Below are 23,114 nucleotides of genomic sequence, written 5' to 3'. Positions count from 1 at the left end.
TCGCGCTACTTCTTGGCCGCACCCTTGCCGAAGCGCGCCTCGAAGCGGGCCACGCGGCCACCGGTGTCGAGGATCTTCTGCTTGCCCGTGTAGAACGGGTGGCACTCGGAGCAGACCTCGGCTCGGATGGAGCCCTCGGTCAGGGTGCTACGAGTGGTGAACGACGCGCCACAGGTGCAGCTGACCTGGGTCTCGACGTACTCGGGGTGAACATCGCGCTTCAAGGTGTCTCCTAGATTCGGGAGGGCGCCGGGTCGCAGGAGCGGAATTGCGCACTGCGTGAACCGGGGCCGACAGACCAGTCTGCCAGGACCGGGCTGCCTGTCAAAATTCTGAGGACGCCTCCCTCAACGGGAAGGGGTCGCCTTCTATTCCGCACGGGTGCGCGGCGCGTCCGCACGGGGGCTCCACCTCGTCCGCACGCAGGCTCCACCACGTCCGCGCAGGGGCTCTACTGGACGATCGCCCCGGCCGTGCTCTTGTCGCCGGAGGACTTCACGGTGGCCTCGGCCGGGATCGGCTGGTCGGCCAGCAGGGCGTCCCAGACCATCTTGGACTCCTTGGCCAGCGGGGCGACGCGGTTGCCGTCCCGGGCGTCCGTGGTCACCGGCAGCGTGATCATCTGCATGTCCTGGGCGTCGATGCCCTGGAGGCCCTGGGCGAAGCCCATGAGGGACTTCACATCACCGAGCGCCTTGTCGGTGGTGATCGCCTTGGTCGCGGAGTCGGCGAGGTCGAGCAGCTTCTTCGGGTTGTCGAAGATCCCGATGCCCTTGACCTGCTTGATCAGCGCCTTGATGAAGGCCTGCTGGAGCTGTATTCGGCCCAGGTCGCTGCCGTCGCCGACGCTCTTGCGGGTGCGTACGAGGCCGAGGGCCTGTTCGCCGTCGAGGTGGTTCGGGCCGGCCGCGAGCTCCAGGTGGCTGGCCCCGTCCTTGATCGGCTTGGTGGTGGTCACGTCGACGCCGCCGAGATTGTCGATGATCTTTTTGAAGCCGGTGAAGTCGACCTCGATGTAGTGGTCCATGCGGATCCCCGACATCTTCTCGACGGTCTTGACCGCGCAGGCGGCCCCGCCGACGGTGAACGCCTCGTTGAACTGCCTGCGCGAGCCGCCGGGATCCGTCTTCCCGCGGGCCGTCGTGCAGGACGGGCGGGCCATCATGGTGTCGCGCGGTATCGACACGACGCTGGCCTTCTCGTGGCCCTCGTACAGGTGGATGATCATCGCGGTGTCGGAGCGGGCGGAGCCGCCGTCGTCCTGGCCGTACTCGCCGTTGGCGCCGCCACGGGAGTCGGAGCCGAGGACGAGGATGTCCATGGAGCCGTTGTCGACGTTCTGCGGCCGGTCCTTGCCGAGGGCCTGGTCGATGTCGACGGTCTTCAGGTTGCCGTTGAACTTGACGTAGAAGTAGCCGAGGCCCGCCCCGCCCAGCAGGACCACTCCCGCGGCGCTCCAGGCGGCGATGATGAGGGCCTTGCGGCGCTTCGCCGGTTTGCGCCGGCGCCGGCCTGCGGCGCGCCGGCCGTGGCCCATGCTGTCCTCGGTCATGCTCTCCTCAGTCCTGAGTCGGTCCCCGGGTCCGTTCCGGTGCCCGCCGTCCACCCCGCGGGTCCCCCTGACACAGACGGCCCGGTGTGCCGCAGGGTTCCGGGCCCGTCGGAAGGCACCGCTCCGCCGCCGCGCGGGCGCCGACCGGGAGAACTGTCCGTAATCCCGCCCTCACCTGCGGTTTTGCCGTGGAGCACCGGGTGGCGTGCCCGGGTTCGCGCGGGGCGGGAATGTGGTGCAGCTCGCACCGGGAGCGCGTGGTCCCGTAGCCCCCGAGCCCCGTAAGGCCCCCGTGGAGCGCCCTGGGGCCGCGTAGGGGGCCGGGACGCACAGCAGCCCCCGCCGCGGGTGCGGCGGGGGCTGCTGTGGTGATGCTGCGGGTCGGACGTCAGTCGTCGTTCTTGCCCGACGGGGTCGTCTTCGCGATCTGCATCAGGAACTCGGCGTTCGACTTCGTCTGCTTCATCTTGTCGAGCAGCAGCTCGATCGCCTGCTGCGAGTCGAGCGCGTGCAGCACCCGGCGCAGCTTCCAGACGATGGCGAGCTCCTCCGCGTTGAGGAGGATCTCCTCCTTGCGGGTGCCCGACGGGTCGACGTCGACGGCCGGGAAGATGCGCTTGTCGGCGAGCTTCCGGTCGAGCTTGAGCTCCATGTTGCCGGTGCCCTTGAACTCCTCGAAGATCACCTCGTCCATGCGCGAGCCGGTGTCGACGAGCGCGGTGGCCAGGATGGTCAGCGAGCCGCCGTCCTCGATGTTGCGCGCGGCACCGAAGAAGCGCTTCGGCGGGTACAGCGCGGTCGAGTCGACACCACCGGACAGGATGCGGCCGGAGGCGGGCGCCGCGAGGTTGTACGCGCGGCCCAGACGGGTGATGGAGTCCAGCAGGACGACCACGTCGTGACCCAGCTCGACGAGACGCTTGGCGCGCTCGATGGCCAGCTCGGCGACGGTGGTGTGGTCCTCGGCCGGGCGGTCGAAGGTCGAGGAGATGACCTCGCCCTTGACCGACCGCTGCATGTCGGTGACCTCTTCCGGACGCTCGTCGACCAGGACGACCATCAGGTGGCACTCGGGGTTGTTGGTGGTGATCGCGTTGGCGATCGCCTGCATGATCATGGTCTTGCCGGTCTTCGGCGGGGCCACGATCAGGCCTCGCTGACCCTTGCCGATCGGCGACACGAGGTCGATGATGCGGGTCGTCAGCACGCCCGGGTCGGTCTCCAGACGGAGCCGGTCCTGCGGGTAGAGCGGGGTCAGCTTCTGGAACTCCGGTCGGCCACGGCCGGATTCGGGCGCCATGCCGTTCACCGAGTCCAGCCGCACGAGGGCGTTGAACTTCTCTCGGCGCTCGCCGTCCTTGGGCTGGCGCACGGCACCGGTGGTGTGGTCGCCCTTGCGCAGACCCGCCTTGCGGACCTGAGCGAGGGACACGTACACGTCGTTGGGGCCGGGCAGGTAGCCCGAGGTCCGGATGAACGCGTAGTTGTCGAGGATGTCGAGGATGCCCGCGACGGGGATCAGCACGTCGTCGTCGGCGACCTGCGGCTCGCTCGGGGCGAACTCGTCGCGGCCACGACGGCCACGGCGGTCGCGGTAACGGCCGCGACGGCCACGACGGCCGCTCTCGTCGTCGAAGTCGTCCTGCGGGCCGTGGTCCTGGGGGCCCTGACGACCCTGCTGACCCTGGCCCTGGCCGCGGCCGCCCTGCTGCTGGCGGTCCTGGCGGTCGGCGCGGTCCGGACGGCCGCCGCCCTGGCCGCCCTGCGCGCCCTGGCCCTGACCCTGGCCGCCCTGGCCCTGGTCGTCGGCCTTGGCACCGCGGTCACGGCGGTCGCGCTGGCGGTCGCCGCGCTCGGCGCGGTCACCGCGGTCGCGGCGGTCGCGACGGCCACGGCCCTCGCCGTCGCCCTGAGCCTGGCCGGCGGAGACCGCGGTGGCGGCCTCGGCCTTGACCTCGGACTGCGCGGGCGCGACGGTCACGGTCTCGGTCTTCTGCTCGACCTGCACGGCGACGGGCGCCGAGGTCTCCGGACTGCCGGAGGGGGCCGTGGCCCGACGGCGGCGACGCTCGCCCACCGGGGCGTCGTCGCTGGCCGGCTGGCCCGGGATCTCGATCTGCGCCTGCGCGGCAGGCTTCTCGGCGGGCGCCTCCGCGGCGGCCGTACCCGGCTGCGCGGCATCGGCGGTGGCCGTACGGGCCTTGCTGGTGGCGCGGCGCTTCGGCTTGGCCTCGGCGGTGTCCGCGGCTGCGGAGGGCGCGGCCTTGGAGGCACCGCTGCCCGCCTGCGCCTCCTTGATGACCTCGATCAGCTGGCTCTTGCGCATGCGCGCGGTGCCCCTGATCCCGAGGCCCGACGCGACCTGCTGCAGCTCGGCCAGGACCATGCCGTCAAGGCCGGTGCCGGTGCGTCGACGCTTGGGTGCGGCGCCCGCGGCGGGGGCACTGGTGTCGACAGAGGTGTCGGCAGCGCCCATCAGATCGGTGGTGTCGCTCACGAAGGGTCCTTCCCTGGAGCGGACGTCGGCCTGTCTGGCTCGGCGACCGGTTGTGCTGTCCGACAACGGTCCTAGGTGTGGACCGTGCCGGGGCGGTGGTCCGCCGATAGAGATACGGCGGAGAGAACGTGCATGGGTGGTTCCGGCGAGAAGCCCCCGAGCTGGACGCGTGGGAATGTCACGCCGATTCCGGAGCGTGCTCGAAACTGCTGGAAGTGATCAAAGCAGTCGGGGAGGCTCCCGGAAGAAATGTGGTCCCGGATGGGGACACTGAGCACCGAGCCATGGCGGCTTCCGATGCGCACTTGAGACTAACACTATCGGATCCAATAGATATTCCCCCTCTCAATCACCGGCAACCGCACCCTTCCGCGCGGGCGGCCTGCCCTGGCCGCCCGCCCCTGGCCGGTTGTGCGTTCAGACGTCGTGACCTCCTGAAACAGGCCTAGCCGCCCTGGGTGCCCAGCGGAAGTACGCTCGCGCCCGCGGAGTCGAGTGCGAGCCGGTTGGCCGCCCACCCCTCGCCCGCGAGCTGCGCGACCTTGTCGGCCGCGCCGCTGTCCACCAGCGCGAGGACCGTGGGGCCCGCGCCGGAGATGACCGCGGGGATGCCGTCCGCCCGCAGCCGGTTCACAAGTGCCACGCTCTCCGGCATCGCCGGGGACCGGTACTCCTGGTGGAGGCGGTCTTCGGTGGCCGGCAGCAGGAGCTCGGGACGCCTGGTCAGGGCTTCCACGAGCAGGCCCGCGCGGCCCGCGTTGACGGCCGCGTCCACGTGCGGGACGGTGCGCGGCAGCAGGCCGCGCGCGGTCTCGGTCAGGACCGGCTTGGACGGTACGAAGACCACCGGAACGATGGATTCGGCGGGCTCCATCCGGATCGCCTTGGCGCTCCCCCCGTCCATCCACGCGAGGGTGAACCCGCCGAGCAGGCAGGCGGCGACGTTGTCGGGGTGGCCCTCGATCTCGGTGGCGAGCTCCAGCAGCGCCGCGTCGTCGAGCTTTGCCTCGCCGCCTATGGTCACGGCGCGGGCGGCGACGATGCCGGCGCAGATGGCGGCGGAGGAGGAGCCGAGGCCGCGGCCGTGCGGGATGCGGTTGGCGCAGACGACCTCGAGGCCGCGCGGCTGTCCGCCCAGCAGGTCGAAGGCGGTGCGCATGGACCGTACGAGCAGGTGGCTCTCGTCCCGCGGGAGGGTCTCGGCGCCCTCACCCGCGATGTCGATGTTCAGGCCGGAGTCGGCCACCCGGACGACTACGTCGTCGTAGAGCCCCAGGGCCAGGCCCAGGGCGTCGAAGCCCGGGCCGAGATTGGCACTGCTGGCGGGGACGCGCACCCGTACGGCGGCGGCGCGGAACGCTGGACCGGCCATCGTCCGATGACACTCCTTGTGACTGTGCGAGATCTTCGCTCTTCGCTGGCTCGCTGCGAATGTACTGGAGAACGTACGACACCCGAAGGCCCTCGGGGCAGCACCGTGTCATATGCGCGGTGGCGGATGTAAGTACAGCGTATCGAAGGAAGGTTCTCTCGCGACATAGGGCGCACAGGAGGCGCACGATGCGTGTCGCGGGCTTGGACCGACTTCGACCGGATCCGACCGGAATCGGCCGCACTTTTATCGTCGTACGGGGTGAGTTGCCGGGTTCCGGAGGATCTCAGGAGGGCCTGCGGAGGCCTTCGGGAACCCTCCGGGACCCGGCTCACGAGGGGGTGCGGTCAGACCAGGCCGAGGCGGATGGCAGCGGCTTCGGCGTCCACCGGAACGGTGACCGGCTGTGGAGCGCCGGCGATCGCCCAGTCGGGGTCCTTCAGGCCGTTGCCGGTGACGGTGCACACGATCGTCTGGCCGGGGTCGACCAGACCCAGGTCGGCGGCCTTGAGCAGACCGGCCACGGAGGCGGCCGAGGCGGGCTCGACGAAGACGCCCTCCTGAGCGGCCAACAGCCGGTAGGCGGCGAGGATCTGGCGGTCCGTCACCTCGTCGATGAAGCCGCCCGACTCGTCGCGCGCGGCCAGCGCGTACTCCCAGGAGGCCGGGTTGCCGATGCGGATGGCGGTGGCGATGGTGTGCGGCTCCTTGACGACCTCGCCGCGCACGATCGGCGCGGAGCCCGAGGCCTGGAAACCCCACACGCGGGGCGTACGGGTGGACAGGCCATCGGCCTTGTACTCCTTGAAGCCCCTCCAGTACGCGGTGATGTTGCCGGCGTTCCCGACGGGCAGCACGTGGATGTCGGGGGCGTCACCGAGCGCGTCGACGATCTCGAACGCGGCCGTCTTCTGGCCCTCGATACGTACGGGGTTGACCGAATTGACCAGCGCGACCGGGTAGTTGTCGGACAGCGCGCGGGCCAGGTTCAGGCAGTCGTCGAAGTTGCCGTCCACCTGGAGGATCTTGGCGCCGTGCACGAGGGCCTGACCCATCTTGCCCAGCGCGATCTTGCCGCGGGGCACGAGCACCGCGGAGACCATCCCGGCGCGCACCGCGTACGCGGCGGCGGAGGCCGAGGTGTTGCCGGTGGAGGCGCAGATGACGGCCTTGGCGCCCTCCTCCTTGGCCCTGGTGATGGCCATGGTCATGCCGCGGTCCTTGAAGGACCCGGTGGGGTTGGCCCCCTCGACCTTGAGGTGCACCTCGCAGCCGGTCCGCTCGGAGAGCACCTGCGCGGGGACGAGGGGAGTGCCGCCCTCGCGGAGCGTGACCACGGGAGTGGTGTCCGTCACCGGCAGGCGGTCCCGGTACTCCTCGATGATGCCGCGCCACTGGTGGGTGCGATTGCTGCTCATGGGTCCTTACTCCCCTTCAACACGCATGATGCTGGCGACACCGCGGACGGTGTCCAGCTTCCGCAGCGCCTCGACGGTCCCGGAGAGGGCCGAGTCGGCTGCGCGGTGAGTGACGACGACGAGGGAGGCCTCGCCGTCCTTTCCCTGCTGGCGGACGGTGTCGATGGAGACACCGTGCTCCGCGAAGGTGGTCGCCACCTGGGCGAGGACGCCCGGCTTGTCGGCCACATCGAGGCTGATGTGGTACCGGGTGACGACGTCGCCCATGGGGCTGACCGGCAGCTGGGTGTACGCCGACTCGCCGGGCCCCGTTGCCTCGGCGAGCTTGTTGCGGGCGACGGCGACGAGGTCGCCGAGGACCGCGGACGCGGTCGGAGCACCGCCCGCGCCGGGCCCGTAGAACATGAGCCGCCCGGCGGCCTCGGCCTCGACGAAGACGGCGTTGTACGCCTCGCGGACGGAGGCGAGCGGGTGGCTGAGCGGGATCATCGCCGGGTGCACGCGGGCGGTGACGGACTCGCCGTCCGCGGCACGCTCCAGGATCGCGAGGAGCTTGATGGTGCAGCCCATCCGCTTGGCCGAGGCGAAGTCGGCGGCGCTGACCTCGGTCATGCCCTCGCGGTACACGTCGTCGAGGCGGACGCGGGTGTGGAAGGCGATGCCGGCCAGGATCGCGGCCTTGGCGGCGGCGTCGTAGCCCTCGACGTCGGCGGTCGGGTCGGCCTCGGCGTAGCCGAGGGCGGTGGCCTCGTCGAGCGCCTCCTGGTAGCCGGCGCCGGTCGAGTCCATCTTGTCGAGGATGAAGTTCGTCGTGCCGTTGACGATGCCCATCACCCGGTTGATCTTGTCGCCGGCGAGGGACTCGCGCATGGGGCGGACCAGCGGGATGGCGCCGGCGACGGCGGCCTCGTAGTAGAGGTCCAGCCCGCCCGCTTCGGCTGCGGCGTGCAGCGCGGCGCCGTCCTGGGCGAGCAGGGCCTTGTTCGCGGAGACCACGGAGATGCCCTGCTCGAAGGCGGTGGTGATCAGCGTACGAGCGGGCTCGATACCGCCGATGACCTCGATGGCGATGTCGATGTCGCCGCGTTTGAGGAGGGCGGTCGCGTCGGTGGTGATCAGGGCCGGATCGATGCCCTCGCGCACCTTGGAGGGGCGGCGTACGGCCACGCCGGCGATCTCCACGGGCGCGCCGATCCTCTGCGTGAGGTCGTCGGCGTGCGTCGTCATGATGCGGGCCACCTCTGAGCCGACCACTCCACAGCCCAGCAGCGCCACCTTCAGCGGACGCGTACGCATCATTCGACCTACGCCTTTCGATCTTCCATCAGTACCCCGCGCGCGGTTTGCGCACCGGGTGGAACCAGTCTCACTCAATGGACAGCAGTTTCCATCCTCGGTCCATTGAGTGAGACACCTATTTCATCATCCGAGGTCGAGACGCAGGAGATCTTCCTCCGTCTCGCGGCGGACGATCACTCGGGCCTGTCCGTCACGCACGGCGACGACGGGCGGACGGAGCGCGTGGTTGTAGTTGCTGGCCATGGAGCGGCAGTACGCGCCGGTGGCCGGGACGGCGAGGAGGTCGCCCGGCGCGAGGTCGGCGGGCAGGAAGGCGTCCTTCACGACGATGTCACCGCTCTCGCAGTGCTTGCCGACGACGCGCACGAGCATGGGCTCGGCGGTGGAGGTGCGGGAGACGAGCGCGATGGAGTATTCGGCGTCGTACAGAGCCGTCCGGATGTTGTCGGACATCCCGCCATCGACGCTCACGTACGTACGGAGCCCTTCGAGCGGCTTGATCGTCCCGACCTCGTACAGCGTGAACGCGGTCGGGCCGACGATGGCGCGGCCGGGCTCGACAGAGATCCGGGGGGCGCGCAGGCCGGCGCTCTCGCACTCGCGGGCCACGATCTCGGTGAGCGACTTGGCGATCTCGTGGGGCTCACACGGGTCGTCGTTCGAGGTGTAGGCGATGCCGAGGCCGCCGCCGAGGTCGATCTCGGGCAGTTCGACGCCGTGTTCGTCCCGTACGGCGGCGAGCAGCCGCACGACGCGCTTGGCGGAGACCTCGAAGCCGGCCATGTCGAAGATCTGCGAACCGATGTGGGAGTGGACGCCGAGCAGCTCCAGGCTGTCGTGCCCGAGCGCCCGCCGTACGGCTTCGGCGGCGGACCCGTCGGCGACGGCGATGCCGAACTTCTGGTCCTCGTGCGCGGTGGCGATGAACTCGTGCGTGTGCGCTTCGACGCCGACCGTCACGCGGATCTGCACGGGCTGGCGTACGCCCAGCTCACGGGCGATGTGCGCGACGCGGGCGATCTCCTGGAAGGAATCGAGGACGATGCGCCCGACGCCGGCCTCGATGGCGCGCCGGATCTCGCCCTCGGACTTGTTGTTGCCGTGGAAGGCGATCCGGTCGGCGGGCATGCCGGCAGCGAGCGCGGTCCCCAGCTCCCCACCGGAGCACACGTCGACATTCAGTCCCTCTTCCTTCAGCCACTTCACGACGGCCTTGGAGAGGAACGCCTTCCCGGCGTAGAAGACGTCGGCGTCCTTGCCGAAGGCGTGCGCCCAGGCCCGGCACCGCGCCCGGAAGTCCTCTTCGTCGAGGAAGTAGGCGGGCGTTCCGAACTCCTCGGCGAGCTTGGTCACTTCGATCCCGCCGACGCTGGCGACGCCCTCACTGTTACGGGTGACCGTGCGGGCCCAGACCTTCTCGTCGAGGGCGTTGAGGTCGGCCGGGGGCGGGGAGTAGTGCCCCTCGGGCAGGACATCGGCGTGGCGGGGTCCGGCGGGGTGCGCGGAACGGCTCATCGGTATCTCTCTTTGCAGGTCACAGGCGTGTCGGTGCGTCTATGCCGAGGAGGGCCAGGCCGCCGGCCAGCACCGTCCCGGCGGCTTCGGCAAGAGCCAGCCGGGCACGGTGGGCGGCCGAGGGTTTCTCGTCCCCCTTGGGCAGTACGCGGTACTGGAAGTCGAGCAGCGCGTCGGCCAGCTCGACGAGGTGCCTGGCGAGCCGCTCGGGCGCGCGGTGGTGCGCGGCGGCTTCGAGGACGAGGGGGTGGTCGGCCAGGGCGCGCAGCAGCCGGGGGGCGTCGACATCACCCGCCTCGGGGTGGAACCCGAGCTGGGCGGCATTGCGTACGAGGGCGCGACTGCGTTCACAGGCGTAGCGCACCCGGAAGAAGTCACTGCTCTCCCCCTGCACGAGGAGCACGTCGTCGGAGAAGACGGGAGTCTCGCGGGCGGGCACGGTGAGCATGGCCCAGCGGGCGGCATCGGCCCCGTACCGCGCCACGACGTCCCCGTCCCGCTGGGCGACGGGCGCGACGCTCGGGGGCGGGCCGGGGGGCAGGCCCTGACTGACCTCGATCCGCAGGACGGCCGCACGGACGACGCGCTCGCGCGCGTGCTCGTGCCCGTGCCCGTGCTCGACGCGGGACGACTCGACGTCACCGGGCGGGTGGGGCGGGATGGGCGGGACGCCCCCCTGCACTTCGCTCACGAGCTGGGCGGCGGAGAGCGGTCCCAGGGTGAAATTCAGAAACCCGGCGCCGGTGATCTCGACGCGCTCGATCCCCGGTTCCCCGCCGAGTCGGCGGGCCAGCACGCCGGCGACGTCGGCCGGGCGTTGCTCGTCACGCTTCGCGATCTGGAAGGCGACGGGGGTGGCGTACTCCCCCACCCCACCGGGCCGGGTCCGCTCGACGACCACCCGCGCGGGCACGGGCCCGCCCAGCTCCCCGTCCTCGACGGCGCGGCGCACGGCGCGTACGACGCAACGGGAGAGGTCGGCGGGGGTCACGGGACCAGCCTAGGCGAGACGCCCCACCATCAGACGAAGGGTTTCGCCATGTGAACAGGAAGCACGCACAGGAGCACGCACAGGAGCAAGCACAGGAGCACTCCGCGGGCACGACGGCGCCGAGGGGACTACCGCTAGCCCCTCCCCCTCCCGGCGGGCGCCCCTTTCCTCCCGTCACGCCGATCCTTGCGCTCGACCAGCCTCCGCACGACCCCCACCAGCTCGGCGGGCTCGAAGGGCTTGGCGACGAAGGCATCCACCCCGGCCGCGATCCCGGCCTCCACCTCCTGGAGCGTGCAGGCGCTCACGATGGCCACGGGCACGTCCCTGGTCCGCGGATCGGCCCGCAACTGCGCGGCCGTCCCGAACCCGTCCAGCCGCGGCATGACCACGTCGAGCGTGATCACATCGGGACACACGCGGTGCACGACGTCCAGACACTCGGCACCATCGTTCGCGGTCACGACCTCGAAGCCCTCCAGCTCGAGATTGACCTTGATCAGCTGCCGGATGACCTTGTTGTCGTCGACAACAAGCACCCGGCCCGAGACGCCTGACACAACTCGAGAGTAGGTCCGCCCCGGCCCCCGCGTCCGGGTTTTTGCCACTTCCACCCCCTGCGGGCGACCCACCCTCCCCACGCCCGGAAACCAGTTCCTGATCACCCCACGGAAGCTGGTAGTCTTCAACCCGTCGCCGCAACACAAGCGACGCGCCCCCGTAGCTCAGGGGATAGAGCAACGGCCTCCGGAGCCGTGTGCGCAGGTTCGAATCCTGCCGGGGGCACTTCGCAGGAAGTGCCCAAAGACCCCGCCACCAGCAGAGATGCTGAGGACGGGGTCTTCGCGTATGCGCAGCCAACTGCCGCCCTGTGCACCCGTATGTCAGAGCCTGTGGACTATTCGTGGACAGGATCTTAACCAATCGCCCCAGGTCAGCCCGGGGAACGTCGAAGGCCCCCGGACAGGTCCAGGGGCCTCGCAGCGTATCGCCACTCACTCGCGATCACTCGTACTCACGCAGCAGATCTTCGATCCGACGGTTGGCCACCTCCTGGCGCCCGTCGAGGCACTTCGCGTACCGACTCAGCAGCACCTCCACGCTGTTGCCGGCGCGCTCGGCGACCTCGGTCGGGTCGACCCCGGCATTGAGCCACGTGGAGAGCGCCGAGTGCCGGAGGTCATACGGCCGCTGGGCCAGCGGCGAGGCAGCGACGGCCGGCGGCAAGGCCAGCACGCGGGCTTCCTTCCAGGCCCGGTAGTACGTGGAGGAGGAGACCACTCCCCCGCCCTCGCTGAAGAAGAGGCGCCCGTCCTGGGCGGTCCCGAAGGTGTCGAGGTGCTCGCGGAAGATGGCCACGAGCTGCGGCGGAATCGGCACCCGCCGCACATCTTCCGTGGGCCGATTCTTCAACCCGCGGTCGTCATGGCTCTCCCCCGAGTCGGTCCACTGCTTGCCCACGCTCGGACGCGTCCGGTGCAGCAGAGCGGTTCCCCATCCGGTATCCGGAAGGGCCAGATCCGCCTCAGCCAGCCCGACGACTTCCGCCGGTCGAAAGCCCCCGAAGTACATCCCGGCGAAGAGCCCCACCAGCCGCCGCCCACGCGCCCGCCTATAGCCACCGACGTACGAGACCGCGTACAGAAGCGAGCGGGCCTGCTCTGGATTGGCTACCACTCGCGGGTCGACCTCATTCGACACCTTGGGCTTCTGCCAGCGCACGGCCGAGAGCGGGTTCTCCCGAAATTCCCCAAGATCCACGGCGTAGTGCAGGGCATTGACCAAGGTCCGCCGCTTCCGCCGCACGGTCTCGGCAGCAGCCGCGGTCCCATCCAATTTGATCTTCAGCGAATCGAGGACCGCCCGCCCAAGAGCCGGATTAGCCAGGTCCGACAACGGCCGAGAAGCCTTGGCAACCCAATGCAGGACATTGCCGATCTCTGGGGGAAGATCCCTGCTTTCCGGGCCAGGCAGGACGAAGGCCCAGTTCCGAAGCGCTTTCCGTAGCTCGACATCGGTGGGCCGACCGGGTCGATCATCCAGCAGCGCCATCGTGACCGAGGTCAGGGATTCGTTGATCCCATCCCGCGTGTTGGGCGCCGCATGAGGCCATTTCATGACGAGGTACTTCAGGGCGAACGCGTACCAGCTCAGGGTCGCTTTCTGTTCGGCCATCGAGCCGGGAAGACCCGACGCCGTATCGAACTCCTCCCCATCACGCGCCGCCCGCATGAGCTTGGAGCGGAAGTTGTCAGCAAGCCCTTTCGTCCGGAAGGACTCGGAGAAGACCTGCCCAGCCACGGACCAGCGGACGTCATAGGAAGGCCGCTTCGTATCCCGCTTTCGGACGCTCCAGATCTTGACGTCGAGCGACTTCACGCGGCAGCGCCCTCCCGACTCCTCAGCCAGGCATGAAAGTCGCTCCGCCACACCCGCAGCTCCCCGTTCGGCAGCGTGAAGGCCTTGGGAGCCTTGCCGAGTTCACGCCACCTGTAGAAGGTGCGTCGCGAGATCCCCTTCAGCTCGGAAAGGATCTCCGCCGTGGTCATCAGCTCGTCTTTCACGTCACGTCTCCTTCCAAGGCAATTTGGTCGCGCAGGGCCTCTCTGGCGGTCTCGCGGTTGAGCTGGATGTCCCGGGCAATCGTGGCGGCGAGGACGGACTCACCGGGGCTGTGGCCGTGGCCGGCGTACTGCCAGGAGGCGAGGACGAGCACCGTGTCCGGATCGGCGTCGCCGAGGCCGCGGGCTTCGCGCTCCTGGGCGGCGCGGTAGTCGGCGCGGGTCTGGCGGAGGTCGCCGAGGGTGGTCGAGTACTGGCGGGACTTGGTGGAGAAGTGGCCGCGGAAGCCGAGCATGTGCGACCAGGCGGCGAGGCGACGATCCGGGTAGAGCGGGTCCAGGTCGAGGCAGGCTTCGATCAACCGGGCGGTGTGGTCGGGGACGTCGAGGAGGAACAGGGCCTCACGGTTGCCGATGCGGCGGTCGAGGGTGCCAGTGTTCTCAGCGGCCTTGGTCGCGTACTTGGCCACGTACGCGGCCACAGCTTGCTCCGTGATGTCGGAGCCGTCACCGAAGGCCTTGATGGGGCGGACGTCGAGCTGGGTGCCCCAGCGGAAGGTACGAGCAGGCTGGTCTTCCACGGCGGGGAGGCTGACGGAGGTGTACGAGTGTGCGACGGCGGAGCGGATCGAGGTGTCGAGGAGTTCCGTGGTCGCCCAGGCGGGCGGAGGGGTCTCCGGGCCCTCGGTGCCGTCGATGCGGATCACTGCATGGAAGTGGACGGCACCGCGCTTCTGGAACTCGGCGACCTTGCCAAAGGCGACACGGCAGACGTTGGCGAGTTCTCGCCGGGTGAGGCCGGCGCGTAGGGCGATCTCGCGACGGAGCCGGTTGGTGAAGCGGGCCCAGAGAGCGCCGGCCATGTTGTTGAAGAGGACGGCGCCCGCGTAGTCGTACGTCGCCGGGTCCAGGGCAGTGCCGAGCGCAGGGTCCTCACTGTGGTGCTGGACACCACAGCGGCAGCGTCCGGAGGAGGGCCGGTTGTGGACGGGGCCGAAGGATGGTGCGGTGAGGGTGGCGAAGACGCGGGGGTGTTCGCGGACGGTGGCGGGGATGTCGCGGCGGTCGTCTCCGGCGAGTCCGGCGCGGATGAGGTGATAGGTGTCTCCGGCGTAGGTCCAGGCGCAGGAGGGGCAGCGTGAGGCGCGCCGGTTGCCGCAGGCGATCCGCAGGCGTCCGCCGGGCTCACCCTCGGTGGAGTAGCGGTGCAGGGTCTCGCCGGACGTCTTGTCCTTGGCGAGGGTCCACCCGGTGATGTGGATGGGGTCGGAGCAGCCGCCAGTGCGGTGGATCTGCTCGTGCCAGCGCTGGTAGTCGGGGGCCGAGGCCACCCTCAGCATGTCGCCGAGGGTGGCCGGGTCCTGGAGCAGGTTGGTCACGCGGTCACCGTCCAGCCGAGGCGGTCGCGGTGCGGCGGGCGCGGGTGCCGGTGCCGTGGCAGGCGGGGCAGTAGGCGGTGATCGTGCGGAGGTGGCCGGTGCGGTCGCGGCCGCCGAGGGTGATGGCGACAGAGGCGTGACCGTCGCAGTTCGGGCAGACCTGGCCCGGGGTGTGGTGGTGCTGGTTCATGATGGTGCTTCCTTCCGGATCGGTTGGTTCGGGTGGGAGCACGGCGCCGGGACGGCGGAGACTTGGCGGTTGAGGCCGTCCCGGGGCCGGTCAGCGGTGGTGCTGCTGATTGACCAGGGAGCGCAGGACGACGGCGCAGACGGCGACCGAGGCGCCGGTGATGGCGACCGCGAGGAGCATGGAGACCAGGACCGCGCCGACGACGAGGACGAGTCCGGCGCCACCGGCGACGACGGCGACGAGGCCGGTCGGGGTGAGGCGGACGGCGGGCATCTGGACGCGGGGCTGAGCCGGTGCCGGGGTGTGCTGGCAGCCACATGCCACGGCGGTGCTGTGGTGGGGCTCAAGCGTGGCGTTGGTGGTCGGCTGGTCGAGGGGGATGACTAGGCCGGTCGGGAGCGGGTTGACCGGGATCTTGGGGCGGATCATCGGTGGTCTCCTTTCTGGGCGGGTTACTTGGTGATGGCGGTGTCGATGACCGGGGCGAGGAGGCTGTCCGCGAGGAGGTAGCCGCCGAGGAGGATCACGGCGACGAGCCACCAGGGCGGGCGGATCAGCTTGATGCCCAGGGCGCCGACGACGATCAGTGCGAGCCAGAGCGGGACGTCCATGACGTTGGCCTTCCAGGGCTAGCTGACGCGGCAGCGGTGGGAGCGGGCGGCGAGCTGAGCGGCGGTGCTGGTTGTGTAGTTCGTGACGGACCAGCCGCATCCGTCGGTGGTGCAGACGGCGGCGTGCTTGGTGCGGCCGTAGCGGTCGCGGTAGGTGCCGATCTGGACGGGGCCGATCTGCATGAGCGAGTGGAAGCGGTCCGGGGCGGGCATTCGGGATCTCCTGTCAGATGAGTTGGGCGGTGATGGCGGCGGCCATGGCCGCCGGTACGCCGAGGCGGGCGCGCAGGGTGTCTGTGTCGAGCTCGGTGCCGGTGCGGGCCAGGTGATCCGCGGCGAGCTTGCGGGCGTGCTCGACCAGGGGGGCCGGAACGGGCACCGGCTCAGGAACGGGCGCGGGTGCGGGTGCGGGTGCGGGGAGAGCCGGGACTGACTCCGGCTCGGCGACAGGCTCAGGTGCTGTGTCGCGTTCGATGACCGTGGGCGGGATCTCGTCCGCAGGCGCGGGATCGACGGCTGGGCCGGGGTCGGTCCCGGCGGCGGGGTGGACGAGCAGGGTGCCGCCGAGGAAGGCGAGGGCGGGCCAGCCAGCGACCAGGATCCGCAGCCAGTCCGGCACGTGTCCGAGGTCGAGGAGTCCGGCGGTGGCGACGTTCGCCCCGAGTGAGGCGGCGAGGGCCACGGTGAACCAGGTCCAGGCCGAGCGGACTCGTTCCCCGGCGTCTCGGAGGAGCCGGAGGCGGCGCCAGGCGGCGACGAGGAGCAGGTCCACGCTGACCGGGTAGGCCCAAGCCTTCCAACCGTCTTGTCCGGCTGCTTCGGCGAGGTCGTGGAGGTGGGCGAAGGACAGGGCCCCGGCGATCACGGCCTGTACGAGGACGGCGTCCGGGCGGGCCTTGGGGAGCATCAGGATTCCTCCTTCCAGGGTTGGAGCCAGGGCCGGGCGGGAGACTTGGCCGGCCGCCCGGTCCCGGCGGCTCAGGTGGTCGGGACCTCTCCGGTGCCGAAGCAGGTCAGGCACAGGGCGGCCTGCCGGTCGGCGGTCTCACGGATCTTGCGGCTCCCGATGCGGACCGTCTCGGCGGTCTCGCCCTTGCCTTCACAGTCGGGGCACTTCTTCGCGGTGGGCTTGCGGGCGGTGGTCTTCCTCGCGGTGGCCATGAGGATCACTCCTGGTTCGTGGCATGGGAGGGGTAGGGACCTGGCGTGATGCGGTCACGCCGACCGATGGAGCGAGGAGGGAGTTAGACGCTCGCGGCGGTGGGCTTCGGCTGGACGTTGCCGGAGAGCACCGGGGCGGGCAGTACGGGCCGGAAGGGTGCGAGTTCGCCGATGTCGGGGGTGCGGTGGGCGTTCGCGTTGCAGAGGTTCACGGCCTGGCGGAGCGTGGTGTGCGGGGTGCGGATACGGACCCACCCGCCGGAGGAGTCACCGACCACGGCCGTGCCGGGGCGGTCGGTCGGGATCTGCACTGTGGCGAGGACGGCGTCCGGGGAGATGTCCCCGAAGGCCATGTTCGCCGAGGTCTCGTCGTTGACACGGTGCGCGGTACGGCCGGTGAGCTGGGCACGGAGCATGGTGATCCCTTTGCCGAGTTCGGAGCCGAAGCGCTGGCCACAGATCTCCAGGTAGATCCCGGCGGCGCGGCCAAGCTGGGCGAGACGGACCAGGTCAGTGATGATCTGGTCTCGGCGCTGCTCCTCTGCCTTGGTGACGTAGAGGGCCAGCTCAGCCACCTCGTCGACCAGGAGCACTACCGGCACCGGGCGCAGGTGCTTGGGCAGGTCCCAGATGTTGGCAGTGATCTCAGCGTCGGGGATGTCGGCGCTGATGCGCTGCTCTCGCCGGATGATCTCGTAGACGCGGGCCATGTAGCGCACGAGTGCGGCAAGCAGGTCGGCGGCGGTGTCGGGGTTGTCGGCGAGCGCGGTGAACCGGCGGGCCAGTGGAGCCAGTTCCACACCGTTCTTGCAGTCGATCCCGGCAAGGGCCACCTGCTGAGTCGCCAGGCCGGCCACCAGGTTGCGTAGGTAGACGGACTTCCCGGACTGTGTCGCCCCAACGTTCAGGGCGTGCGGCACCTGGAGGTAGTCCCGGAGGAACACCTCCCCGTCCTCCCGCAGCGCCACCGGGATGCTCATTGGTTCGTCGTCGCGGACAGCGGGCATCTGCACCCGCTTGAGGACGTCGTAGCCGGTCATCCGCAGCTCGATCACGGACGACTTGATCTCACGGGCACTCACGCCGTGCAGGGCAAACGAGTGCCGGAGCCGGTCCGTGGCGGCGGCCACGTCGTAGGCGTCCTGGCCGGGCCGGAGCTTGAGCCTCAGGACCAGCCCCGTGCGGGTCGGCCGAATCCGTAGGATCCGAGGTGCCCGGGTTTCCGGAATGGGGCGATCGGACCAGCGAGCCAGAGCCAGACGCCACCGCGAGGGCGGGACGGTGAGCCCGCAGGCCTCCATCACCGACCGGTAGCGGACCAGCACCCGCAGGGCCGCGAAGGTGACCCCAAAGGTCAGCCAGTACCAGGCCGGTCGCCGCCACCGCAGAACGGGAGCGATCGTGGCGAGCACCAGCAGCGAGACCGTTAACCAGTCCACGATCAGGCCGCCTTCGGCTTCGACGCGTCCACGGCCAGCGAGGTGACCGCGACGGCGCGGAAGCTGATCCCGTGGCGCTTCTGACCGTTGAACTCGTTCTCCCACGGCCGAGCGACGAGGCCGGTCAGTGCGACCGGGGTGCCCATGACCAGCTCACCCGAGATGCCGGGCGCCGGGACGGCGACCGACAGAACCTCGGCCTCGCCGTAAGCGGCGAAGAGCACGTCCACGCTCATCATCTGAGCACCGGTCTCGGGGTCGGTCGCAATCTCACCGGTACGCCGGTCCTTGATCTTCGCGACCGGGGGCTGAGCCACCATCACCATGGCGGCGGAGGTGTCGACGGGAATCTGACGCATGATGGAACTCCCTTTCAGAGGGGCGGGAGCGGCGGGCTACTTGGCGGTGGGTCGCCGCTCCGTTGCGTTGGCATTAGCCCGGCCATCAGGCCCACGGGCTCTTCGGTTCCCAACTGGTGCGCACCAGCAGGTTGCATCTGGTGCGCACCAGATGTCAAGCGTTGTCGCGCTCCGACCTCTCAACTCGCCTTCCTGCGACACTTCTAGAGAACCTCAGGCTCCAACGGCCCGGTAGCCAACAGGGGTTAACCCTGTCCGAGTTAACCCCTGCCGACCTGCGTCGATGTGAGGCATGCTGCTTGCACAGCTCAGGAATCGCATGCAGGGCGGTGCACGTGACGAACGGACTTCGGGCGGCTCGGAACGCGCGCGAGTGGTCGCAGGAGCGGCTGGTTCGCGAGATCGAGCGCTACGCACGCCAGCACGTGCTGACTGTCGCCTCACTCGCGAGCCTGCACGTCTACGTCTCGGAGTGGGAGAACGGCAGACGCCAGATCTCCGAGCGGTACGCCAAGATCCTTCGCGCCCTGCTCGGCATCACCGACGACGAGCTTCACGGTCGGCGGACCAGTGCGGTCGCGCCGGCGGCCGATGGGTACGACGAGCTCGTGAGCCGTATCGACGCAGCCCGCAGCGTCAGCCTCACCATGGTGAAAACCTTCATGGACCAGACAGAGCTGCTACGAACAGTGGACCGCCAGATGGGTGCGGCGAGTCTGATCGACCAGATGACAGGCCACCTGGCCACGCTTGAAGACGCGCTCACGTTCGCCGTCCTGCCGGAGACGCGGCGTCCGGTCGCCCAAGCTCTTGCCGGTGCCGCAACGCTGGCGGCATGGCAAGCTCTCGACTCAGGTGCAGTAGAACGGGCCTGGAGAAACTACGAGTTAGGCAAGCGGGCGGCGCAGGAGGCCTGCGAGCCCATGTACCTCGCCCACGCCACGGCCGAGCAGGCGTACGTACTTTGCGACGCCGGACGGCCCACCACCGCCGTTGAACTGGTGCGCGACGCGATCCGAGTCGGTGGCACACACCTGTCCCCCAGGCTCAAGGCGTGGCTGTACGCAGCGGAGGCCGAGATCTGCGCCAAGGAGGGGCTCGCCGACGACTGCCGACGGGCCTTGGACGAAGCTGCCCGGTGGCTCCCCGACGGGGAAGAAGCCCGCGACCCCGACATGCTCAGCATCTTCCTGAACGAGGGGCACTTACGGCGATGGCGAGGCAACGCCTTGGCCCTGCTCGGCGACGATGACGCGGTGGACAGCCTTTACGACGCTCTCGGTGCGCTGGACCCCACGTTCATCCGAGCCGCGGCCGGTATGCGCTGCGACCTGGCTCAGGCACACCTCGCACGCGGCGAGTACGAGCAGGGCCGCGAGCACCTTCAACAGGCCCGGCTACTGGCGAACCGAACTGGATCCGTACGCCAACGCCGCCGGATCGAGCAGCTCACGCAGCGGCTGTAGGCGACGAGCCGGCAGCACGCGAGGCCAGCACGTGGAGGAGCGCGACCAGCGTCCCAGAGCCCATCAGCTCCCCGCGTGCCATGAGCCCTGGAATGTCGGCGAGCGGCACCCAGGCAACATGGCCGGCCTCTTCAAGGTCGCTGGGCTCACCGACGAGCTGAGCACCCCGGCCCACGTAGATCTCGTGCGGCGAATCCACCATGCCGACCATGGGCTGATACGTCACCACGTGCTCAAGAGCGTCGGGCCGCCACCCGGTCTCTTCCTCGACCTCACGAAGGGCCGTCGCAGCCGGATCCTCTCCGGGATCCACGATGCCGCCAGGCAGTTCCCAGCCGAAGGTCTCGGGGACGAAGCGATACCGCCACAGCATGAGGACGCGGTCCTGCTCATCCAGAACAGCAGCGATCGCCACGTGGTGCAGCCGTACGACGTGGTGTTCGAAACGCTCGACGCCGGGCGGCTCGACGTCGGCGAGCGTCAGCTTCACCCACCGGTTGTCGTAGACGGTCCGCTCACCATGGATCCTCCATGGCTCCAGATCAGCCGGCGCCTTCACCGACACCGAGCGGTCCGGCACGCGATACGAGCTGCGCCCGTGCACCTCGATGACGCTCTCGGCGACCAGCTTGGCCAGCACCTGGCGTAGCTGTGTGCGCCCGATCTCCAGCTCCTCTGAGAGGCTGCGTTCGGGGGGAAGTTTCTCCCCGGGCAGGTACCTCCCCGCCGTGATCCACTCACGGATGGTGCGGTACACCCGCTCCGACTTCGGCCCCATTCCCTCAGCACACCCCTCTGTTCACCGGCTGGTTCGCACCAGCCTAGCCATCCAGTCCTACCGCTGACTACGTACCGAGCCATGCCCTGCGATGGCGAGCAACCGCATATACCGCTTCGATCTGCTCATTGGAGAGCTTCCCGGTGAGCGGTCCCAGGGTGGCCACCTCGCGTTCTCGATAGACCCTCACGGCGAGCTGTGTGGGGACCATCGGCAGCTCCTTCACGCCAACGAACACCAGGACCGGCTCCACCGGCACCGCGAACGAGCAATGCCCCTCCAGAACAGCGCGCACGCGCTGCGCTTCGCTTCGGCTCTTGGCCACGTACGGCCTGGGGGTGCCGTGATCCACCTTGACCATGGTGTCCCCGATCCACACCGACTTCCCTCGGTGGTTCTTGGTGTTGATGATGAACACCCCACCAGGACCGATCAGCAGGTGATCGATGTCCCCTCCCCGTGACTGCGGGATGGAGTGCAAGACCTTCCAGCCGAGGGGCGCTAAGCGCTCCAGCTCAGCCCCCACTTTTCGTTCGCCGGCCAGCCCCTTGAACCAGGAGTCCCACTCTGTCTTCCTGCGCAGCAGCCGGGCGAAGATGCGCTCCACCGGGGTCGGGCCCTTGGCCGCGAGCAGACCCCGCAATTCGGCACCGGGGCGGTTCAGCGCGAGGTCATCCGGGGTCGTGAGTACCGGTAGCGCTGACCGCGGGGCACGCTTGGCCTTCGAGGCGGCAGGAGGTGTGCTTGTTGGCGACTGTCCAGGCGGTGGTACTGGCACGGTCCCTGTGGCGAGGTGCGGCCGAAGTAACCGGAGAGCTTCACGCCGATGCTCTTCGAGCAGGACCGTGACCTTCCCCGAACGGGCGTCAGCCCACGCAACCGCAGTGCCATCGGGCAGGTTCACATACACCCGATCTTGACCGTACTTCTTCCACCGGACGACCTTCAGTTCAGCCACACCCACCCCCGACCGCATGCCACGCCGAAGGCCATGGGAGCAGCCGGAACCCCGTGCCACAAGAGCGCAAAGCCCGATCACGACGCGCCCCGCTCTGAGGCTGGGTAGGGCGTGGGGTCAAAGTTTCCCTACTTCATCAAGGCACCCGCCGCGCACGCGCGGCGCGTGCGGCCCGTCGCCCGGGCCTGCGCTCCTGTCTCCGCCCCGCTCCAGCCCGGCCGCCGACCGCACGCCTACGGCTCAGGGTTGTTGGGTACGAACCGCCAATGGCTGAGGCGCCGGGCAGCGGCTCGTTCCATGCTGGCCGGCACCTCGAATCGAGCGGGCCGCGGGGCCACTCGATTCACGCGGGGAAGTCCTGCTCTTCAACGGGCGGTTCGCGGGCTCAGCGGCTTCCCTGGCCTCAATCGGCCCGAGTCGCGACGATGCGCGCGACTCAGAGCGATGCCTCCGGCGGGGGCGCTCGGGCTCCGGGATGGCGGAGGGCGGTCGGGCGGGTGCAGGTCCGCTGTGGCTTGTGTGGGGGGCTCCCAACCCGTCTGCCGTCGACCCAGGCAAGCCGAGCAGACACGGGCCCTGGCGTCCAGGTCGTTCGTCCAGTTGGGCGCTCCACCTGGACGCCAGGGCCCGTGTCCGCTCCACGTACGTGTGGGTCGACGGCAGACGGGATGGGAGCCGGGGCAGTCACTGGGAAAGGACGGAGGTCAGGTAGCGCCTAGCCGCCGACAGATCCCCATCTCGCGGGAGCCTATTCCTCAAAGATCGACCCATCGATGAATTGACCCAATTCATCGAATGTCCGAAGCTCCAAGAGCTTTCCATCACCTTGGCACACCTTCAGAGAACCGCCCTCCGCCATGGATCGAACAACATCAGCAAGCCCCGAGATGGCCTCCCCCAAGACCTCACTCATCGTTTTCCCAGTGACCTGCATAAGCTCCTCAGTCATCTCCCCCAGCTGACCAAATAGTACAATCTCCGTGCTTTCATCCGGCCGCTCGATGATCATGACTCCCGACTGGGGGTCGTACTCGACTTCGACACCGAGCGATTCCTTGATCTTATCGATGAGCACCTCGGAGCCGGCGAGCTCACGCTGATACCTGCGGTGACGTGACAGCGTCTTTGAGCGGATCCGCGTGATGCCTGCGGGATCGAGCTTGTTGGCCATCGGGACAAAGATCCTGGCCTTCTTGCCGGACATGTCCACGGGAAGCTGCGGCTCCTGGACCATTTCCCATAAGGTCACATCGGTTTCCCGATCCCAAATCACCAGAAAGACCGGGTCCCAGAACTCGCACCAATGCCCAAGGTGATCAAGATCAATGGGATACCTCAGGTATTGCCCACCCTTTTTTGTGTACCTCTTCAGGCTCTCAACAGACTTCGCCTGAACGTAAAACGAGTAGGGAGTCGCCTCCTCGTTGTTGAAAATTCGAACCAGGAGGTCTTCCCCGTAATCCTTATCCAGCTCCTCAACCGACCATCCATGCAATAGAAATGCCTGATGGATCTTTGTGAGGGAGAAGTCTGCGTTCTGGTGAGAGCGCGGGCGCTTCGGCGACATG

General features: G+C 69.1%; 24 protein-coding genes and 1 tRNA gene. 2 read left to right on the top strand and 23 right to left on the bottom strand.

Annotation, left to right across the window (positions count from 1 at the left end; genetic code table 11):
• Positions 1–5: 5 nt before the first annotated feature.
• The 9 genes from rpmE to ACZ4TV_RS09785 all read right to left on the bottom strand — a co-directional run bounded on the left by rpmE (position 6) and on the right by ACZ4TV_RS09785 (position 11,285).
• Positions 6–224, bottom strand: a complete 219-nt coding sequence (gene rpmE, locus ACZ4TV_RS09825; RefSeq protein WP_030708126.1) for a 50S ribosomal protein L31 — start codon at positions 222–224, stop codon at positions 6–8.
• Positions 225–451: 227 nt separating this feature from the next.
• Positions 452–1,552: an LCP family protein gene (locus tag ACZ4TV_RS09820; protein ID WP_468132584.1), complete on the bottom strand. Its 1,101-nt coding sequence runs from the start codon at positions 1,550–1,552 to the stop codon at positions 452–454.
• Between the two features lie 388 nt (positions 1,553–1,940).
• Positions 1,941–4,049 (bottom strand): transcription termination factor Rho, encoded by a 2,109-nt coding sequence (gene rho, locus ACZ4TV_RS09815; RefSeq protein WP_468132582.1) that lies wholly within the window; start codon positions 4,047–4,049, stop codon positions 1,941–1,943.
• 445 nt (positions 4,050–4,494) lie between these two features.
• On the bottom strand, positions 4,495–5,421 hold the full coding sequence (thrB, locus tag ACZ4TV_RS09810; protein WP_468132580.1) for a homoserine kinase: 927 nt from the start codon (positions 5,419–5,421) through the stop codon (positions 4,495–4,497).
• Between the two features lie 347 nt (positions 5,422–5,768).
• Positions 5,769–6,839 (bottom strand): threonine synthase, encoded by a 1,071-nt coding sequence (thrC, locus tag ACZ4TV_RS09805; RefSeq protein WP_468132578.1) that lies wholly within the window; start codon positions 6,837–6,839, stop codon positions 5,769–5,771.
• Positions 6,840–6,845: 6 nt separating this feature from the next.
• On the bottom strand, positions 6,846–8,135 hold the full coding sequence (locus tag ACZ4TV_RS09800; RefSeq protein WP_468132852.1) for a homoserine dehydrogenase: 1,290 nt from the start codon (positions 8,133–8,135) through the stop codon (positions 6,846–6,848).
• A 126-nt stretch (positions 8,136–8,261) separates the two neighbouring features.
• Positions 8,262–9,653 (bottom strand): diaminopimelate decarboxylase, encoded by a 1,392-nt coding sequence (lysA, locus tag ACZ4TV_RS09795; RefSeq protein ID WP_468132576.1) that lies wholly within the window; start codon positions 9,651–9,653, stop codon positions 8,262–8,264.
• Between the two features lie 19 nt (positions 9,654–9,672).
• Positions 9,673–10,644 (bottom strand): ArgS-related anticodon-binding protein NrtL, encoded by a 972-nt coding sequence (nrtL, locus tag ACZ4TV_RS09790; protein ID WP_468132574.1) that lies wholly within the window; start codon positions 10,642–10,644, stop codon positions 9,673–9,675.
• A gap of 134 nt (positions 10,645–10,778) precedes the next feature.
• A complete protein-coding gene (locus ACZ4TV_RS09785) occupies positions 10,779–11,285 on the bottom strand; it encodes a response regulator (protein WP_468132850.1) in 507 nt (168 codons plus the stop codon).
• Positions 11,286–11,358: 73 nt separating this feature from the next.
• On the opposite strand from ACZ4TV_RS09785, the gene ACZ4TV_RS09780 reads away from it, so the two are divergent.
• Positions 11,359–11,430, top strand: a tRNA-Arg gene (locus tag ACZ4TV_RS09780).
• A 219-nt stretch (positions 11,431–11,649) separates the two neighbouring features.
• On the opposite strand, the gene ACZ4TV_RS09775 is transcribed toward ACZ4TV_RS09780, so the two are convergent.
• From ACZ4TV_RS09775 to ACZ4TV_RS09725, 11 genes are all read right to left on the bottom strand, one after another.
• Complete coding sequence (locus ACZ4TV_RS09775; RefSeq protein WP_468132572.1) at positions 11,650–13,023, bottom strand: tyrosine-type recombinase/integrase; 1,374 nt, start codon at positions 13,021–13,023, stop codon at positions 11,650–11,652.
• Complete coding sequence (locus ACZ4TV_RS09770) at positions 13,020–13,193, bottom strand: helix-turn-helix transcriptional regulator (RefSeq protein WP_392242298.1); 174 nt, start codon at positions 13,191–13,193, stop codon at positions 13,020–13,022. The genes ACZ4TV_RS09775 and ACZ4TV_RS09770 overlap by 4 nt, the downstream gene beginning before the upstream one ends.
• An 11-nt stretch (positions 13,194–13,204) precedes the next feature.
• Positions 13,205–14,584, bottom strand: a complete 1,380-nt coding sequence (repSA, locus tag ACZ4TV_RS09765; protein WP_468132570.1) for a replication initiator protein RepSA — start codon at positions 14,582–14,584, stop codon at positions 13,205–13,207.
• Between the two features lie 4 nt (positions 14,585–14,588).
• Positions 14,589–14,774, bottom strand: a complete 186-nt coding sequence (locus ACZ4TV_RS09760; RefSeq protein WP_468132568.1) for a hypothetical protein — start codon at positions 14,772–14,774, stop codon at positions 14,589–14,591.
• Positions 14,775–14,864: 90 nt separating this feature from the next.
• The gene (locus tag ACZ4TV_RS09755; RefSeq protein ID WP_468132566.1) at positions 14,865–15,203 is read right to left on the bottom strand and encodes a SpdD-like protein; all 339 of its coding nucleotides are present in this window, start codon (positions 15,201–15,203) and stop codon (positions 14,865–14,867) included.
• A 23-nt stretch (positions 15,204–15,226) separates the two neighbouring features.
• Positions 15,227–15,385, bottom strand: a complete 159-nt coding sequence (locus tag ACZ4TV_RS09750; protein WP_328298446.1) for a hypothetical protein — start codon at positions 15,383–15,385, stop codon at positions 15,227–15,229.
• Positions 15,386–15,403: 18 nt separating this feature from the next.
• A complete protein-coding gene (locus ACZ4TV_RS09745; RefSeq protein ID WP_374775829.1) occupies positions 15,404–15,598 on the bottom strand; it encodes a mobile element transfer protein in 195 nt (64 codons plus the stop codon).
• 13 nt (positions 15,599–15,611) lie between these two features.
• The gene (locus ACZ4TV_RS09740; protein WP_468132564.1) at positions 15,612–16,292 is read right to left on the bottom strand and encodes a DUF2637 domain-containing protein; all 681 of its coding nucleotides are present in this window, start codon (positions 16,290–16,292) and stop codon (positions 15,612–15,614) included.
• Between the two features lie 71 nt (positions 16,293–16,363).
• Positions 16,364–16,546 carry a hypothetical protein gene (locus tag ACZ4TV_RS09735; protein WP_468132562.1) on the bottom strand — a complete coding sequence of 61 codons (183 nt, stop codon included), beginning with the start codon at positions 16,544–16,546 and terminating at the stop codon, positions 16,364–16,366.
• Between the two features lie 83 nt (positions 16,547–16,629).
• Entirely contained in the window at positions 16,630–17,985 is a 1,356-nt protein-coding gene (locus tag ACZ4TV_RS09730) for an FtsK/SpoIIIE domain-containing protein (RefSeq protein WP_468132560.1), read from the bottom strand.
• Positions 17,986–17,987: 2 nt separating this feature from the next.
• The gene (locus tag ACZ4TV_RS09725; RefSeq protein ID WP_468132558.1) at positions 17,988–18,344 is read right to left on the bottom strand and encodes an SCO3933 family regulatory protein; all 357 of its coding nucleotides are present in this window, start codon (positions 18,342–18,344) and stop codon (positions 17,988–17,990) included.
• A 335-nt stretch (positions 18,345–18,679) separates the two neighbouring features.
• Here ACZ4TV_RS09725 and ACZ4TV_RS09720 point away from each other — a divergent pair, with 335 nt between their 5' ends.
• Positions 18,680–19,810: a helix-turn-helix transcriptional regulator gene (locus ACZ4TV_RS09720; protein WP_468132556.1), complete on the top strand. Its 1,131-nt coding sequence runs from the start codon at positions 18,680–18,682 to the stop codon at positions 19,808–19,810.
• Here the strand turns inward: ACZ4TV_RS09720 and ACZ4TV_RS09715 are convergent.
• From ACZ4TV_RS09715 to ACZ4TV_RS09705, 3 genes are all read right to left on the bottom strand, one after another.
• On the bottom strand, positions 19,794–20,588 hold the full coding sequence (locus ACZ4TV_RS09715) for an NUDIX domain-containing protein (RefSeq protein ID WP_468132554.1): 795 nt from the start codon (positions 20,586–20,588) through the stop codon (positions 19,794–19,796). The two genes, ACZ4TV_RS09720 and ACZ4TV_RS09715, sit on opposite strands and share 17 nt — an antisense overlap.
• 67 nt (positions 20,589–20,655) lie before the next feature.
• Positions 20,656–21,546 (bottom strand): nuclease-related domain-containing protein, encoded by an 891-nt coding sequence (locus ACZ4TV_RS09710; protein WP_468132552.1) that lies wholly within the window; start codon positions 21,544–21,546, stop codon positions 20,656–20,658.
• A gap of 748 nt (positions 21,547–22,294) precedes the next feature.
• The gene (locus ACZ4TV_RS09705) at positions 22,295–23,113 is read right to left on the bottom strand and encodes a DUF4365 domain-containing protein (RefSeq protein ID WP_468132550.1); all 819 of its coding nucleotides are present in this window, start codon (positions 23,111–23,113) and stop codon (positions 22,295–22,297) included.
• Position 23,114: the final 1 nt, after the last annotated feature.

It is taken from the genome of Streptomyces sp. NPDC028910 (genome assembly GCF_055564955.1).
The sequence above is the reverse complement of the archived record's forward strand: the minus strand, read 5'-3'. Positions and strand labels throughout refer to the sequence as shown.